This window comes from Pantoea sp. YR525 (assembly GCF_900116775.1).
GTDB classification, from domain to species: Bacteria; Pseudomonadota; Gammaproteobacteria; order Enterobacterales; family Enterobacteriaceae; genus Pantoea; species Pantoea symbiotica.
In genome coordinates this window covers 1-16609 of the sequence record NZ_FPBU01000010.1, presented here as the reverse complement: position 1 = coordinate 16609, position 16609 = coordinate 1, and the positions used below count along the sequence as shown (strand labels likewise).

Here is a 16609-nt window from a genome sequence, read left to right as displayed (position 1 = left end):
CTATCCGTTAACAGCCTGTGTGGCGAACAAGTCTATCGCTTTCTACGCCGAAGGGAATGAAATTGTGTTGCACGGCTTCGGTGATCATCCTCACAACTCCACACATCATTAATTACCGTAACTAAACTTTTACCCCGATCCGCCGATATTTTTTCAACTGAGTCCGTGCGCTTTGCCCCACGATTTTGGGGCTCTACGATCAACTTCTGGTGTGGAAAAATGTCATGATCGCAACGCCCTTGTCAGGCCCGGCGGCTTTGCCGGTGGAAATGGTTTCGCTCAAACGTATCGCCCAGCGCGCGGATAGCCTGGCGGTGATCCTTAGTTGGGCACTGTTGCCGATCGCACTTGGCGTTGGCTGGCTCAATGACAGCGTGCTGGTGGCGTTGATTGCTGGCCTGGTGCTGGCCCTGCTGGCGACGTTTTTCGGTACTGTACTGCGCGGCACGCTCACGTCGCGGCTGGTGTTATCCGCGCTGTTAATCGGCTGGGCGGGCTTGCTGATTCAGGTAGGCGGCGGCGAAACCGAATACCACTTCTCGGTGTTTGTGCTGATGTCGGCGCTGCTGGCGTGGCGTGATGTGCGCCCGTTATTGATGGGCGCTGCTGCTGCGGCCACGCATCATGTGTTATTCAATTATCTGCAGGAAAATGATCTGTTCGGCGTGGTGGTGTTCCATCATCCGGGCTGGGACATGGTGTTTTTCCACGCGCTGTTTGTGGTGGTGCAAACCGCGATGCTGCTGGTGATCGCGCGCCAGATGGCAGCCGATGCGCGCTCCGCCAGCGAAGTGGCGCAACTGGCGGCACACATCAATCAGCAAGCCGGTTATCTCACGCTGAGTGCCGATACGCAGCAGAGTGAAACGCCTTTTGCGCGCACCTTCAGTACTACGCTTGGCACCATGCACGGCACTTTGCATCAGGTTAGCGACGGCGTAGGCCTGTTGCTGGCGGAGTCCGATAGTATTCTTGAACGCAACGCCGCGCTCTCGACGCGCACCGATGAACAGGCGCAGGCGTTGGAAGTGGCGGCCAGTGCGATGACAGAAATCAGCATCGCCGCCAGCTTAACCCGCGACAAAGCGCAGAGCGCACGCGAGCTGGCGAGTGAAACCCGCGCGGTGGCGACGCGTGGTGAAGAGAATATTCAGTCGGCGATTCGCTCGATGGAGAAAATCAGCGAAGAGTCGAGAAGGGTGAAGATCATTCTGGAGCTGATCGACGGCATTGCGTTTCAGACCAATATTTTGTCGCTGAACGCCTCGGTAGAAGCGGCGCGCGCCGGTAATCAGGGACGCGGTTTCGCCGTGGTCGCCAGCGAAGTGCGTAATCTGGCGATGCGCAGCGAAAGTGCGGCGCGCGAAATCCGTCAGTTGATGGACGCCAGTTCCACCAGCACCGAGCACGGCACCGTGCAGGTGGAGCATGCGGCACAAACCATGCGCGAGATTCATAGCAGTATTAGCGGGTTATCGCAGCTGGTGACGGAACTGTCGGAGATGAGTGAGCAGCAGAATTTGAGCATTGAGCAGATTCAGCAGAGCATCAATAGCATCGATCACAGCGTGCATCATAACGTGCAGCACGTTGCGGAAACGCTGCAGGTGGCGCAGCAACAACAGCAGCAGGCCAATGCGTTGAAGCAGGCAATTTCGTTGTTTAAGTTGGGGTAAGTGCGACCATTAAGAAGGTCGCCATGAATGGCGACCCTACGTCGGAATTTGTAGGGTCGCCATTTATGGCGACCTGGTTAATCACCGCGCGGACGCGCTTATGCTACGCCATTCACCAGCAGCACGCGGTACTTCGCGCCTTTCAGGCGATGCGCCTTGGCTTCCTGATATGCCGGGCTGAAATACCAGCCTTTCGCCGCCTCAGCATCCGGGAACTCCAGCACCACCACGCCTTCCGCTTCCGGGCCTTCCAGCGTTTCCAGCTCGCCATAAAACGCCAGCGGGGTGATCGGGTGATCGCCGCGCGCCTGGCCGGCTTTCTCGGAGTACTTCGCCAGTTCGTCTTTGTCTAAGGTTTCGTCCTTAATAAACACCACATATGCAGCCATTACTTCTCTCCTCGCGCCTGGCGTTTGTCTTCAGTGTTGTTATCGAAATCGGCGGCATCATGGCGCTCCAGCAGCTGATCCTGCGGCTCGGCACCAAAGGCGCGATTCACTTTACGGCCACGAATCACCGCCGGACGCTCGGCAATCTCTTTCGCCCAGCGCACCACATTTTTGTACGACTGCGCATCAAGGAATTCGCTGCCGCCATACTGGTTGTTCAGCACCAGATTGCCGTACCACGGCCAGGTAGCGATATCAGCAATGGTGTATTCGTCACCGGCGAGGAAACGATTGTCGGCCAACTGACGATCCAGCACATCCAGCTGACGCTTGGCTTCAAGCGTGAAGCGGTTGATGGCGTATTCGATTTTTTCTGGCGCGTAGTGATAGAAGTGACCAAAGCCGCCGCCGAGGTACGGCGCAGAACCTTGCAGCCAGAACAGCCAGTTCAGGGTTTCGGTGCGGCCCGCCAGCGAGGTAGGCAGGAAGTGGCCAAACTTCTCAGCCAGATAGAGCAGGATGTTGCCGGATTCAAACACGCGCTGCGGTGGCGTGACGGAATGGTCGCTCAGCGCCGGGATTTTTGAGTTCGGGTTTACATCAACAAATCCGCTGGAGAACTGATCGCCATCGCCGATACGGATCAGCCAGGCATCGTACTCAGCGTCTTTGGCACCGACCGCCAGCAACTCTTCCAGCAGGATAGTAATTTTCTGGCCGTTTGGCGTGCCGAGCGAATAAAGCTGCAGCGGATGTTTGCCGACCGGCAGGGCTTTCTCGTGCGTCGGCCCGGCGGTTGGACGGTTGGTTTTCGCGCCGTTACCTTTGGCTTCCGGGTCCCAGGTCCAGACTTTCGCGGGCTGATACTGATGTTCCGACATAGTGGTTTCGCCTTGTTGTGTTTGTATTTTTGCTGTTACTGAGTGTAGCAGCGCGTGATACAGGCGATTTAACCGCGCTGGCGGTGCGACGCAAAGTCCGATTATGTAAAGTTCTCTTGCGTAAACAGCATAAAGTCCACTTTGCCGGGCTGGTAGGTATCAGGAATCTCGCCCTCTTCCAGATGCCGCAGCATCAGCGTTAAGGCGAGCTGGGCATGGCGCAGGGTGTTTTGATCGAGGGTTAAGGTCAGCACGCGATCCTGCAACAGCCGGCGTGTGGTGCTGTACAACTCGTGCGTGACGTACAGCACTTTGCCGTCAAGACGATGCCGTGCAAGCGCTTCGTGCACCTGCGTATTGCCAATGCCGGTGTTATACAGCCCAACAATCGGCGGCGAGGCGGCCAGCGTTTTTTCTAACAGGCGGCTGATGCGTTCGCGTTCATCCTGACCGGCAAGAATCTCGCGCAGGCGCAGCTGCGGAAAGCGTTCGGCCAGCACCGCCTGAAAACCCTCAATGCGCAGGCGATGCGCTGCGTAATCGGCGCGTCCGCTCATCAACACCACTTCACCCGGCTGCGAAAGCATGCTGCCAAGCATCAAACCGGCGGTGCGCCCGGCTTTGTATTGATCGATGCCGACGTGGCACAGCCGCGCGGCATCGGGCAGATCGGCGACCAGAGTGATTACCGGCACGCCACGCGCTTTACAGGCGGCGAGCGCATCGTAGATCAGCGGGTTTTCATGGGCGAAGACGATCAGCGCGTCCATCTTTTTACTGCTGGCGGTGATGTGCGCGGCGAGTTTCTCTGGCGCGTTTTCCGGAATCAGCGTGCGATGCAGACGCAGGCGACGATAACCGAGTTCGTCGGCGAGTTTGGCAAAATCTTGCGCTAGTTGCTGGAAGAAGAAGGAGGCGTTACCGCTGAGCAGCACTTCGATCTGCCACGGATGGCGATGCTCCTCGGGCAGAATGCGTTTCAAACCGGCGTCACGCGCTGCCTGCAGGATTTTTTTGCTCATGGCGGGCGATACGCCGCCGCGATCGTTGAGTACCCGATCAACCGTGGCGACACCAACGCCCAGTTGTTTTGCCAGCTCGGCCAGCGTCACTGCTTTCATGTTGCGTGCATTCCATCAGAGCGGGCCCTCATCCTAACCTTCTCCCGCCAGCGGGAGAAGGGACTGTTTTGTTCCCTCTCCCTGTGGGAGAGGGTTAGGGTGAGGGCATCAGCCCGCACTTACCTTAACCCAACAGCTCACGCTCAATCAGCTCACGGGTTTCCACCGCCTGATACTTCATCTTTTCCGGATAGCCAAACAGCGCCGCTGAGATAATCGACTCGCCGCCGACCTTAAAGGTACGGTTGGCGAAATTCATTTCGCGCAGCGCTTCAAACAGCGCATCGAAATTCACTTCGCCTTCACCGACCGCCACGTGCTGGTGGATAGTCGCATCCACGCCTGGCGGATTGACGATATAGCGACAGTGCTTGGTGTGGTTCATGGTATCGGCGATCAGCATATGCGACAGATCGTCGCCCGCGTAATGCAGCATGTTCTTCACATCGCCCACGCCTTTGTCGTAATAGAAGGTGTGGGGTGCGCTGTAGATGTACTTCACGTTTTCGCTGCGGAACGACTTAACAATGTCAGCGGTTTCGTTGCTCTGCTCGCAGAAATCCCACGGATGCGCCTGAATTTCGACGCGGATGCCTTCACGTTCGATAATCGGTAGCAGCTCTTCCATCGAGCGATAGAACATCTCTTCACAAATTTCCGGCTCGTTGGGATTACCCGACAGCTCGGTGTTGATCACCTGCACGCCCATTTCGACGGCGATCTCGATCATGCGTTTCCAGTTCTTCACCGCCGCCTGACGACGCAGTTCATCCGGGCCAGACCAGCGATAAACGGTGATAAACGAGGAGATTTCCAGCCCGGTGGCATTCAGCGCATTTTTGTATTCGCGCATGATTTCACGGCTGGCTTTCGGATGTTTATAGAACGGGTTGATCTGCGGATGCGGCGACTGCTCGATGTACTTGTAGCCCCATTCCGCCACCTGATGCACCATGCGCGTGATACCGAGATCCCTGATTACATCCACATCAAAAGCGATTTTCATTGTTTTCTCCTGAGCGTTAAGCGGTGCGCTCTTCATTAAAGACCACACCGATCTGCTGTCGCACTGCATCCATCGCGCTCAAGGTCGCCAGCGAGGTGGCAAGCGGACGCACAGGTGAGTCGGTCAGGCCCTGATGAATACACCAGGCGGTATGTTCGATTTCATGACTGAGCTGAATATAGCGATTAGCCGGTTCTTCCCAGCGCAGCGTGTGGCGGCCATCGCTGGAGGTCAGACGGAAGTTACCCGGCGCGTAAAACTGGCCGTCGAGATAAAGCGTGGCATCACGACCGGCGATTACGGCGGTGCCGGGCGTGTTGCTGAACAGCGTGGTATTGAGTACCGAATGCATGCCGTTGGCGTGGGTCAGCAGCATTGACGCCTGGCCGTTGACGCCACCCGGCGCGGGCTGGCCCACGGCGGTAATGCTAGCGGGTGCACCGCCGACCAAAACACTCAATCCCAGCAGATAGCTGCCGAGATCCAGCATGGTGCCGCCTGCCAGGTCCGCATTGAAAATGCGGTGATCTTCGGTGAAGTACTCGCCATGATCGGCCAGCAGCGTATGAACGTCACCTAATGTGCCATCGGCTAACAGCTGGCGAATCACATCGTATTTTGGCGCAAAGTCGCACCACATCGCTTCAACGCACAGGCGCTGCTGCTGATGTGCCGCCTGTTGCAGCTGCAAGGCTTGCTGCGCGTTGAGCGCCAGCGGTTTTTCAATCAGCACATGTTTGCCAGCCTGCAAGGTACGCAGACCGTCGCTGAAGTGATGATTATGCGGCGTGGCGATATACACCACATCGACATCGTTGCGGCTGAGCAACGCATCAATGCCTTCCACCGCATGCGGGATTTCCCATTTAGTGGCAAAGGCTTGCGCTTTATCGAGGCTGCGCGAGGAGACCGCCACCAGCTGCTGCTGCGTATGGTGGCGCAGCGCGTTGGCAAAGTGATCGGCAATCCAGCCGGGCCCAACAATGCCCCAGCGCAGCGCAGGAATTTGATGGGCAGGATGACGATGCGGGACAGGTAAAGTGGTAGGGAACATGGTATCTCCGTTTATTCGACCTTTTTAAGGCAGATCGCGTTAAATGTAGGAAGAGCCAACCGCAGTCTCTACTCTTTTTCTGATGCGAAACCATCAGCCTAAACCGCCTTTAATGCGCCAATAAATATCAAACATTTATTCTGAATGGTATGGAAATGAAATGGATTGTTTCGTTTTTGCGAGGGCGATCAAAATAATGAGAGATTCTCTATCACTCGATGCCGTTTAATGATGATTTCTGCGTTTGAGGATTGGTGATTTATAGCGGGTTAGGGCATTATTTTTGATAATTTATTATCATTTTTAATCTGGAAATAGCGCATGAGTAAAATCACTATGACCGCGATTGCCGCCGCTGCCGGTGTTGGCGTGGCGACCGTCGATCGCGTCTTAAACCGTCGCGCGCCGGTGCGCGCCGCGACGGAGCAGAAGGTGCTGGAAGCGGCCAATCGCCTCGGTTATCGCATCGGCAATGTGCCGCTGCTGAGCGGCATCGCGCCCGCCTCAAGCGTAACGCTGCGCATGGGCTTTATCCTGCTGTCAAAATCCTACTCGTTCTATCATTCCCTCACTGATGCGCTGCGCCAGCATACGCAGCCGTTTCATCCGGCAGGCAGCGAACCGCTTTTTACCTGGCACGACATTGATGATGTGGAAGCGGTTGTGGCCTCGCTGTATGCGCTGGCCGAGCAGGTGGATGCCATTGGCCTGGTCGCGCTGGATCACCCGCTGATTCGCCATGCGATAGAAAACATATCGCGTCAGGGCGTGCGGGTTTATGCACTGTTTTCCAACTTTTCACCGTGCGGCCACGCCGGTTATGTCGGCCTCGATAACCAGAAAGCCGGGCGCACTGCCGCGTGGATTGCCACGCATCTGTTGCATCAGCCGGGCTCGGTCGGCGTGCTGGTGGGCGACCATCGCTTTATCTGCCAGGAGAGTAATGAGATCAGTTTCCGTTCCTATCTGCGCGAGCAAGACAGCGCGCGGCGCGTGCTGGAGCCGTTGAAGACCAATGAATCGATTGATGGCGGCTACCGTTCCACGCGCCAGTTACTGGAAGAACATGCCGATTTGGCGCTGATCTTCGCGCCGTGCGGCGGTATTGAGGGCGTGATTCACGCGTTGCGCCAGCAGCCGCAGCGCAAGGTGGCGTTGATTTGTCATGGTCCGGTGAAAGAGGGCGAGCTGGCGCTGATTGATGGCACCATCACGGTGATGATCCGCAATCGCATCGACGAAATGGCCATGCGTTTGGCGCAGATGGTGCAGCAGCATCATGTGGAACCGGGCGATCATTTCACCCAGATCATCCTGCCGTTCGATATCGTCACACGTGAAAACCTGTAAACCGCGTCATTGCTGGATTTGATATTTTTTCTATCATTTTCATGATGCGAAATACTATGATCGCTATCAAAAAATGAATGTTTCATGGTTGTTGGTGATGAAATATTTATTTGATACTTGCGCTATCCACTACCGCAAGGAACGATCATGACTATTCATATTGCTAACGCGCCCTGTAGCTGGGGCGTTGATGACCCAAAAAATCCTTTCCTGCCGCCGTGGCAGAAAGTCCTGAGTGAAGCGTCACAGGCCGGTTATAAAAGCATTGAGCTGGGCCCGTGGACCTATCTGCCGGTTGAACCTGCCGAACTGCGCCAGCAGCTGGAAGCGCACGACCTGTCGCTGGTGGCGGGCACCATCTTTGATGATTTGGTGAGCGAAGCCAATTTCCCGGCGATGGTTGAGCTGACGCACAACATTTGCCGCAACCTGTCGCTGGTGCCGACCGCCACCAAAACCCATGCGGACAACAAACCCGCGCCTTATCTGGTAATTATCGACTTCGGCAATCCAGAACGCGCCAAATACGCCGGTCAATCCGACAAGGCGCCGCGCCTGTCAGATAGAGAGTGGCAGCGCATGATGCAGCACATCACCACGCTGAGCCAGATTGCCTGGAACGAATACGGCGTGCGCGCGGTGATCCACCCGCATGCCGGCGGCTGCATTGAGTTCGCCGACGAACTGCAACAGCTGGTGGAAGACATCCCGCACGAGGTTGCCGGTTTGTGCCTCGACACCGGCCATCTTTACTACTCCGGCATGGATCCGATTCCTTACCTCAGCCGCTACTGGGATCGCATCGATTACCTGCACTTCAAAGACGTTAACGACGCGGTGTGGCGCGACGTGATTGCGCGCGGCGTAGATTTCTTTGCTGCCTGCGCAGAAGGCGTGATGTGCCCGATTGGCAAAGGGGCGATTGATTATCCGGCGGTGCGCGCCTTCCTGGCAGAGCGCAATTATCAGGGCTGGATCACCGTCGAGCAGGAGCGCGATCCGCGTGATGCCGACACCAGCCTGCGTGACGTCACCGCCAGCCTGCACTATTTGCAATCGGTCGGATTCTAAGGAGAACAGCATGATTAACGGTATTAAAGCTCTGGATCGCTCACTGCGCTGGGGCATGGTTGGCGGCGGCGGCACCAGCCAGATTGGGTATATTCATCGTTCGGCGGCCACGCGTGACAACAACTTCACGCTGCTGGCGGGCGCATTTGATATCAACGCCGAGCGCGGCCGCGCCTTTGGCACCTCGCTGGGGATTGATGCCGATCGCTGCTATGCAGATTACGAAACGATGTTTGCGGCAGAAGCGGCGCGTCCGGACGGCATTGAAGCGGTGTCGATCGCTACGCCTAACAACACGCACTTCACCATCTGCCGCGCCGCGCTCAATGCGGGTTTGCATGTGGTGTGCGAGAAGCCGCTGTGTTTCACCGCCGCCGAAGCCGATGAGCTGGAACAGCTGTGCGCCGAGAAGAAGAAAATCATCGGCGTGACCTACGGTTATGCTGGCCATCAGCTGATTCATCAGGCGCGCGAGATGATTGCGGAAGGTTTGCTGGGCGAGATCCGCATCATCAACATGCAGTTCGCGCATGGCTTCCATAATGAAGCGGTTGAATTGCAGAACGAAAGCACCAAGTGGCGCGTCGATCCGCGCTTCGTCGGGCCGAGCTATGTGCTGGGTGATTTGGCGACGCATCCGCTGTTTATCGCTGAAACCATGGTGCCGCATCTGCAGGTGAAACGCCTGCTGTGCAGCCGCCAGAGCTTTGTCAAAACCCGTGCGCCGCTGGAGGATAACGCCTTTGTGATGATGGAGTACGACAACGGCGCGGTCGGCACCATGTGGGCATCGGCGGTGAACTGCGGTTCGATGCACGGCCAGAAAGTGCGGGTGATCGGCGAGAAAGCCAGCCTTGAGTGGTGGGACGAACAGCCGAATCAGCTGCGCTATGAAGTGCAGGGCGAGCCGGTGCAGATTCTCGAGCGCGGCATGGGTTATCTGCATCAAAGCGCGCTGGCTGACGACCGTATTGGCGGCGGGCATCCGGAAGGATTGTTTGAAGCCTGGTCCAATCTTTATCGCCGTTTTGCGCTGGCAATGGATGCTACCGATCGTGGCGATCGGGCGTTCCTCAAGGACTTTTGGTATCCCGGCGCGCATGCCGGTTTGATGGGCGTGCGTTGGGTGGAACAGTGCGTGAAATCCGCCGATGCGGGTGCGGTGTGGGTGGATTGTTGAGATAGGTGCGGTGGTTGGCAAGGTCGCCATGAAGGGCGTAATGCTTCTCAGATAAGCAGCGCGCTGACATCGCAGGGGTTCCGCCCGCTAAGCATCTGGCAGTTTCAGAATGCCAGAAGCAGGCGGCCGGGCTAAGGTCCGAAGGCGCGGACCTTAGCAATCCGCGCCTTGCGCCGTCCTCGCTTATCCCTCCGGCCTGACGGACCGCGCGGATTCGCCTTCCTGGCTCATACCGCGCTTTCGCCGACGTCCTGTCGGCTCATCCTGGCCGTCACTCTGCGCTCGGCGCTGCGGATGGCGCCCAACACCGCCGCCTGTGATGACAGTGCCCGAACTGGTTTTTCGTAGGGTGCGCACCAGGTCGCCATGAATGGCGACCCTACAGAGGATTGGCGCGTTTTTCGTAGGGTCGCCATTTATGGCGACCTGAAATTCAGTGTGAACGCAAATCGCTGAGGAAGCGTTGCGCGCGTGGGTGCTGCGGTTGGGTGAAGAACTGTTCCGGCTGTGATTTTTCCAGAATCTGTCCCTGATCCATAAACCAGATGGTATCCGCCACTTCACGGGCAAAGTTCATCTCGTGGGTGACGCACATCATCGTCATTCCTTCCTGCGCCAGACCGCGCATCACCGACAACACTTCGCCGACCATCTCTGGATCGAGCGCCGAAGTCGGTTCATCGAACAGCATCACCGGCGGCTTCATCGCTAGCGCACGGGCAATCGCCACGCGCTGCTGCTGGCCGCCAGACAGCTGCGCTGGATAGGCATCGGCTTTGTGCGCTAAACCGACGCGCTCCAGCAATTCACCGGCCTGACGGCGCGCTTCGCTGCGCTTCACGCCCAGCACTTTCATCGGCGACATCATGATGTTCTCGGCTACTGACACATGCGGGAACAGGTTGAAGCTCTGAAACACAAAGCCGATGCGCGTGCGCAGTTGATTGAGGCGCGTGCTGCTGCCGTGAATATCGGTGCCATCAAACACGATCTGGCCGTCATCGATGGGTTCCAGGCGGTTAACGGTGCGGATCAGCGTTGATTTGCCCGAGCCGGACGGGCCGCACACCACTACCACTTCACCGGGATTAATCTCGGCGCTCAGGTTGGTCAGCGCCTGATACGCGCCGTACCATTTGTTGACCTGATTAAACATGATCATCGGTCCCATGCGGTTTCCTTATTGCGAAGAGGTTTTAGTCAGCATCACCGTGGGCGCTACGCTGGACGTTAGCTGCGGCGGTTGACGACGTTTCTGCGCAATATGCGCTTCGAGTTTATTGGCCAGCCAGGTGAGGCTGAAGCAGATGATGTAGTAACTCAGCGCCACAATGGCGAACACCTGGAACGGTTTGGTCAGCAGCTGATTGCTCACCTGATTGGCAGCAAAAGTCAGCTCTGGCACGTTGATCACGTAGCCGAGCGTACTGTCTTTGATGATCGACACCAGTTGGCTAACCAGGCTCGGCAAGGTGTTAAACAGCGCCTGCGGCAGAATCACCAGACGCAGGGTTTTCAGGTGGCTCATGCCCAACGCGCGCGATGCTTCGTATTGGCCGTGCGGCAACGCCTGAATGCCGCCGCGCACGATCTCCGCGATATAGGCACTTTCATAGATCACCAGCGTACACAGCATGGTGGCGAAGCCGCTGATGTTGTGGCCAATCAGCAGCGGCACACAGAAGTAAGTCCAGAACACCACCATCATCAGCGGGATGCCGCGCAGCAGGTAAACCCAGCCGGTGGCGGGCCAGCTCAGCCAGCGCCACGGCGACAGACGCGCCAGGCCTAGCAGCACACCAATCGGAAATGCCAGCAGCACCGCCAGCACCGAGATCAGCAGCGTACAGAGCACGCCGCCAATCGGACCGTTCGGGTATTGGCCCATCAACAGCAGCATGCCGTTGTCATGCAAAATGGTGAAAATCTCAAACATCGCCATTACCTCGCATAGACGCGCTGGAAGCGGCGGGCCAGCAGTGCGCCAAGGCCCATCAGCAGCAGGGAGAAGAACAGGTAGCCCACGGTCGCCACGATGTAGGATTCGAAGGTACGGAACGTTTGGTTCTCAATATCACGCGTCACATAGGTCAGATCCGCCACGCCAATCACCATCGCCAGGCTGGTGTTTTTAAACAGCAGCACCGTGTGGTTGATCACCGCGGGCAGCGCGTTGCGAATGCCCTGTGGCAGAATCACGCCGCGCATGGCGCGCACGTAGCTCATGCCCAGTGCGCGCGCGGCTTCGTTCTGGCCGTCGGGAATGGCGCGCAGGCCGCTGCGGATATCTTCGGAGAAGTACGCCGCCTGGCACAGGCCCAGCGCGGTGAGGGAGAACAGGAACTCGGCGTTGTAGTTGTTGATCCACATCTGCAGCGCTTCCGGCAGCAGCGTGGGAATGGCGAAGTACCACATCATCAACTGGATCAGCGTCGGCACATTGCGGTGATAAGAGACATAGGCTTTGACCAGCCCGACCGCGATGCGGTTTTCAGTCAGACGGATCACCACCAAAAGCAGCGCCAGCAGCATTGCCAGCAGCCAGGCACCCAACGCCAGTTCAAGGGTGATCACCGTTCCGTCAACGATCATCTGGCCGTATTGGCCGGTTATCACACTGCTGAAATCGAGAGCCATTCTGTTACCTCATGGTCGCAAATTACGCGCTGTGGTCGCCCGGTCGCATGGTGGAAAGACCGCCCGGCACCTGCAGCGTTGGGGTGATTTCGATGTTGCCGATATTCACCGCCAGCGGTGCCGCGAGTGCGAAGGCGACGCAGTCGGCGATATCTTTGGCCTGCGGCAGTTCAAAGCCATCAATGAAGCGGCGGCGCGCCTCTTCGTGATCGCCTGACACGTTGCCGAAGATGTCGGTGGCGACGCGGCCCGGACAGATTTCGGTGATGCGCACGCGTGCACCGTAGCAATCGACGCGCAGCTGGCGCGAAAGGGCATGCACACCAGCTTTGGTGGCGTGATACACCGAGTTGCCGTTGAAGTTGTAGATGGCAGCAATTGAGGTGATGTTGAAGACGTGGCCGCGATCGCGTTTCACCATGCCCGGCACCAGCAAACGGCACAGATGCAGCACCGCGCGCAGATTGACGTCGACCTGGGTTTCAATCACGTTCTCGTCGGCATCAAGAATCGATCCCGGATGCGACAGGCCCGCGTTGTTGACCAGAATGTCGATTTCGAGATCTTTACACAGCGCGGTCAGCGCGTTGACGTCGCTGACATCCACCGCATGCGGAATACAGCCGGTACGATCGGCCAACGCCGCCAGCTGCTCTTTACGGCGCGCCACTGCGTGCACGGTGATGCCCTCTTTGCACAAGCGCTCAACGATCGCTTCGCCCATTCCCGCGGATGCGCCGGTTACCAGCGCGGTTTTGTAATCTGAAAATGGCATCTGCCTCTCCTCGTTATGGCGTCTTTTGACTGTATGCAGTTATGCCGCAAGGGCATAAGACATAAAAATTTTGAGGCAATAAGCGCCCCTTATAACCCTGTTCGCCCGCCATTTATGGCGACCGAAACGTCAACACGTCCTCGTCATACTCCACCGCAGACGAATGCTCTGCGGCGAACGACTGCACCGTGCCATTATCCGGACTGATCACCGGCACATACAGCGGGCCAACCTGCACCAGCGCCACTACTTCACCGGCCACAATCTGCTGGCCGGGCGCGACAAAATCCTGCTGGCTATGCGGATGGCGGCGCAGCAGCGTGCCGGGCATCGGTGCGCCGATGCGTTGCGTGATGGGGAAGATTTCAGCGGCGGGAACCGTGGCAGGCGCAGGCGCGGGCGCGGCTGGCGTGGCGGCGAAGGTCAACCGCACCGACCAGTGTTTGCCATCGAGCGCCAGACTGTTCAGCCCGGAGGATTGCATCTTGCGCGCCAGCGCGCGCAGCGTCGGCAGCGGTATTGCGGTTTTATCCATGGAATTCCCGTCAAAGCGAAACACGCCCGCCAGAGCGGGCAAAATCGTAATCTAGCGCGTTCGCAATACGGGCAGTAAGAGGGTTTCGCTTTGCGGCAATAAGCGGGACTTATCCCACCAAAGTCAGTGGATGGTTCTCAACGTTGCGGCGCGACATCAGCGACAGCAGGATCGATTTCACCGCTTCGGCCGGCTGTGACAGCGGCAGATGATCCGACATGCAGAACGACAGCGACACCTGCACATCTGGATCGACGATCTTCGCCATCCACGCATCGCCGCTTTTCAGCATCGCGCGCGCAGCGGATTCCGGCATGATGGTGGTGCCAAGTCCGGCGCTCAGGGCGGCATTCAGGGTGGTTTGTGACTCGATCTCGCATTTCACGCGGTACTGCAGATTGTTTTGTACGAAGGCGTCGTCGAGCACTTTGCGCATGATGTTATAGACGCGCGGCAGGAACAGATCGTATTGCGCCACCTGCGCCAGCGGGAGCTCTTTCACCGGTTGCGCGAGGCTGAACGGGCAGACGAAGTAGAGATCCTCTTTCATCAGCGGCATAAAGCGCAGGCCGTGAATGGTGCGGTGATCGTAAATCACCGCCATATCCATGCGGCCATTCATGATCAGTTCGCTCAGCGTGGTGCCGAAGTTCTCATTGAAGTAGAGCACGATGCCGGGATGCTGCTGCTGCACTTCCATCATCAGCGGTAACGCGAGGTTTTGTGCGGCGGTGCCCGGCGCTAAGCCCACCGAGACGCTGCCGCTCAGCGAGGCACCAACCAGCTCAATGGCGCTTTGTGCCTGCTCGCACTGGCGCAAAATTGCCTGCGCGTGGGAGTAGAGCGTTTTACCGGCTTCGGTCGGCGTCACGCCGCGCTTGGTACGAATGAGTAGTTGCTGATTCACTTCACCTTCCAACGTAGCCAGCTGCTGGCTCAGCGCGGGCTGGGCAATATGTAAAATATCAGCGGCCTGAGTCAGGCTGCCCACATCAACAATTTTAACAAAGTACTTCAGGCGACGAAGATTCATGAACGCTTCCTCCAACAGAACGCATAGCGGGTATCAAGCAAACTTGATGCCAAAATAAGCTTTCGCGAGTGAACTCAGACAGGAGGGTAGAGCCACAGTGCCTCCTAAGGCCGATGCTGAGTTGGACAGTTGCCGTGACGGCGAGGGTAAAACAGCGACCTTTGCACTGGTATGGTGCGATTCACTCATTAGATTTGGCGATGATGGGAGTGAGTAAACGGGCGTTGCGCGCTGTTAACCGGCACTCAAAGTAACACTCTATTAACATTGCGTCAGGCGCTGGCGCGTGACCTGCCGCGCATTTCCACATCAGGCTCGCCACCTTTATGGCGAAAGTGTGCGGTCGGTTCAGTCATCGCTTTGTGTTATATCACCACAACAAAGCACTATTAACCGCCGCTTCGGGCAAAAACCTATCCTCTGGTACACGTCGTGTTTGCAGCTTGCTGCAAGCCGTTCATGCTGACACTAGCCAGGATTAACCCATGCCCGAGATAGCCGATCGATTAAAGAATGTCACCGTTTCTGCCTCCGTTGCTATGACCCAAAAAGCCCGCGATCTCGCCGCGCAGGGCATTGATGTGGTAGCGCTTTCCACCGGTGAACCCGATTTCCCCACGCCACCTCACGCGATTGAGGCCGCTTACGCCGCCGCGCGCGCCGGAGATACGCGCTATCCACCTACCGACGGCACGCCAGCGCTGCGCAAGGCGATCCAGCTGAAGTTCAAACGCGATAATCAACTCGATTACGACGTCAGCCAGATCCTTACCGCAGGCGGCGCTAAGCAGATCATCTTTAACGCGATCCTCGCTACCATCAATCCAGGCGATGAAGTGGTGATCCCGACGCCATCGTGGATCAGCTATGCCGATATCGTTAAATTCGCCGGTGGCGTTCCAGTGGCGCTGCCGTGTGCGCAGGAGAACGGCTTCAAGCCGCTGCCTGCCGATTTAGACGCTGCCATCACCGACAAAACCAAATGGTTGCTGCTCAACTATCCGAGCAATCCCACCGGTTCGGTGGCGACCAAAGCGGAGTTGCACGCGCTGGGCGAGGTGCTGTTGCGCCATCCGCAGGTGTGGATCATGACCGACGATATCTACGAGCACCTGATTTATGACGATGTGCGCTTTTATACGCTGGCGCAGGTTGAGCCGCGCCTGGTTGACCGCGTGCTGACGGTGAATGGCGTATCGAAAGCCTATTCCATGACCGGCTGGCGTTTGGGCTTTTGCGGCGGCCCGGCGCCGTTGATCAAAGCGATGAGCAACGTGAATACGCAGAACAGCGGCGGCGTTTGCACCTTAACCCAAGCCGCGGCGGTGGCGGTGCTGGAAGGCCCGCAGGATCTGCTGCAGGAGCGCGCGCACATCTATCGTCAGCGCCGCGATTACGTGCTGGAACGCCTGACGTCGATTGACGGCCTGCGCTGCCATAAACCGCAGGGCGCATTTTATCTGTTTGTGAATATCGCGGGCTACATTGGCAAAACCAGCGCCGGTGGTAGGTTGATCACTAATGATGCCGATTTTGTGCTGGCGCTGATTGAGGAGCAGCACGTGGTGACAGTGCAGGGCGCGGCGTACGGCATGAGCCCGTTTATCCGCTTGTCGTATGCCACCAGCATGGAGCGGTTAGAGACGGGATGCGATCGTATAGCGGCGTTTTGTGGTGGTTGCGTTTGATGTCCAGGTCGCCATAAATGGCGTAATGCCGCTCAGTTAAGCGCAGAGCGACTTTCGTTCGCCATGTGCTAAGCAGTTGCAGCACCCTGGTGCGGCGACCGAGCAGAGGGCGTCTGGCTGCACTGAACCCCGGATCCTGGACAAACAATCCAGAATCCGGAGGTTAAAATGAAGCACCCATATTCCGTCAGGCTGGCTGCAGTTCAGCACTAT

The 16609-nt window shown here is 57.5% G+C and carries 16 protein-coding genes; 5 read left to right on the top strand and 11 right to left on the bottom strand.

The genetic code is table 11. The features are described from left to right. Positions 1-224 precede the first annotated feature (224 nt). The gene (locus BM323_RS19650; RefSeq protein WP_008105542.1) at positions 225-1676 is read left to right on the top strand and encodes a methyl-accepting chemotaxis protein; all 1452 of its coding nucleotides are present in this window, start codon (positions 225-227) and stop codon (positions 1674-1676) included. Positions 1677-1774: 98 nt separating this feature from the next. Here BM323_RS19650 and BM323_RS19645 read toward each other — a convergent pair whose 3' ends face one another. From BM323_RS19645 to BM323_RS19625, 5 genes are all read right to left on the bottom strand, one after another. Continuing rightward, positions 1775-2065, bottom strand: a complete 291-nt coding sequence (locus BM323_RS19645; RefSeq protein WP_008106932.1) for a DUF1330 domain-containing protein — start codon at positions 2063-2065, stop codon at positions 1775-1777. Next, on the bottom strand, positions 2065-2946 hold the full coding sequence (gene yghU, locus BM323_RS19640) for a glutathione-dependent disulfide-bond oxidoreductase (protein ID WP_008106935.1): 882 nt from the start codon (positions 2944-2946) through the stop codon (positions 2065-2067). Before yghU ends, BM323_RS19645 begins: the two co-directional genes overlap by 1 nt. A gap of 101 nt (positions 2947-3047) precedes the next feature. Then, the gene (locus BM323_RS19635) at positions 3048-4067 is read right to left on the bottom strand and encodes a LacI family DNA-binding transcriptional regulator (RefSeq protein WP_008106937.1); all 1020 of its coding nucleotides are present in this window, start codon (positions 4065-4067) and stop codon (positions 3048-3050) included. Between the two features lie 124 nt (positions 4068-4191). Next, a complete protein-coding gene (locus BM323_RS19630; protein WP_007888450.1) occupies positions 4192-5073 on the bottom strand; it encodes a sugar phosphate isomerase/epimerase family protein in 882 nt (293 codons plus the stop codon). A 16-nt stretch (positions 5074-5089) separates the two neighbouring features. After that, positions 5090-6127 carry a Gfo/Idh/MocA family protein gene (locus BM323_RS19625; protein ID WP_008106938.1) on the bottom strand — a complete coding sequence of 346 codons (1038 nt, stop codon included), beginning with the start codon at positions 6125-6127 and terminating at the stop codon, positions 5090-5092. Between the two features lie 321 nt (positions 6128-6448). Between BM323_RS19625 and BM323_RS19620 the strand changes: the two genes are divergently transcribed. From BM323_RS19620 to BM323_RS19610, 3 genes are all read left to right on the top strand, one after another. Next, positions 6449-7477, top strand: a complete 1029-nt coding sequence (locus BM323_RS19620; RefSeq protein ID WP_008106941.1) for a LacI family DNA-binding transcriptional regulator — start codon at positions 6449-6451, stop codon at positions 7475-7477. Between the two features lie 147 nt (positions 7478-7624). Further along, positions 7625-8548: a TIM barrel protein gene (locus BM323_RS19615; protein ID WP_008106943.1), complete on the top strand. Its 924-nt coding sequence runs from the start codon at positions 7625-7627 to the stop codon at positions 8546-8548. 10 nt (positions 8549-8558) lie between these two features. Then, positions 8559-9728, top strand: a complete 1170-nt coding sequence (locus BM323_RS19610; protein WP_008106945.1) for a Gfo/Idh/MocA family protein — start codon at positions 8559-8561, stop codon at positions 9726-9728. Between the two features lie 433 nt (positions 9729-10161). Here BM323_RS19610 and BM323_RS19605 read toward each other — a convergent pair whose 3' ends face one another. The 6 genes from BM323_RS19605 to nac all read right to left on the bottom strand — a co-directional run bounded on the left by BM323_RS19605 (position 10162) and on the right by nac (position 14708). Then, positions 10162-10899, bottom strand: a complete 738-nt coding sequence (locus BM323_RS19605) for an amino acid ABC transporter ATP-binding protein (protein ID WP_008106948.1) — start codon at positions 10897-10899, stop codon at positions 10162-10164. Positions 10900-10908: 9 nt separating this feature from the next. Next, positions 10909-11664, bottom strand: coding sequence for an amino acid ABC transporter permease (locus BM323_RS19600; RefSeq protein WP_008106950.1), 756 nt, complete (start codon positions 11662-11664; stop codon positions 10909-10911). Positions 11665-11669: 5 nt separating this feature from the next. Beyond that, complete coding sequence (locus BM323_RS19595) at positions 11670-12365, bottom strand: amino acid ABC transporter permease (RefSeq protein ID WP_008106951.1); 696 nt, start codon at positions 12363-12365, stop codon at positions 11670-11672. A gap of 22 nt (positions 12366-12387) precedes the next feature. After that, positions 12388-13140, bottom strand: a complete 753-nt coding sequence (locus BM323_RS19590; RefSeq protein ID WP_008106954.1) for an SDR family oxidoreductase — start codon at positions 13138-13140, stop codon at positions 12388-12390. Positions 13141-13252: 112 nt separating this feature from the next. Beyond that, positions 13253-13675 carry an acyl-CoA carboxylase biotin carboxyl carrier protein subunit gene (locus BM323_RS19585; RefSeq protein ID WP_008106956.1) on the bottom strand — a complete coding sequence of 141 codons (423 nt, stop codon included), beginning with the start codon at positions 13673-13675 and terminating at the stop codon, positions 13253-13255. 109 nt (positions 13676-13784) lie between these two features. Next, entirely contained in the window at positions 13785-14708 is a 924-nt protein-coding gene (gene nac / locus BM323_RS19580; protein WP_008106958.1) for a nitrogen assimilation transcriptional regulator NAC, read from the bottom strand. 485 nt (positions 14709-15193) lie between these two features. Here nac and BM323_RS19575 point away from each other — a divergent pair, with 485 nt between their 5' ends. Beyond that, complete coding sequence (locus BM323_RS19575; protein ID WP_008106959.1) at positions 15194-16396, top strand: pyridoxal phosphate-dependent aminotransferase; 1203 nt, start codon at positions 15194-15196, stop codon at positions 16394-16396. The last annotated feature ends 213 nt before the right edge of the window (positions 16397-16609 follow it).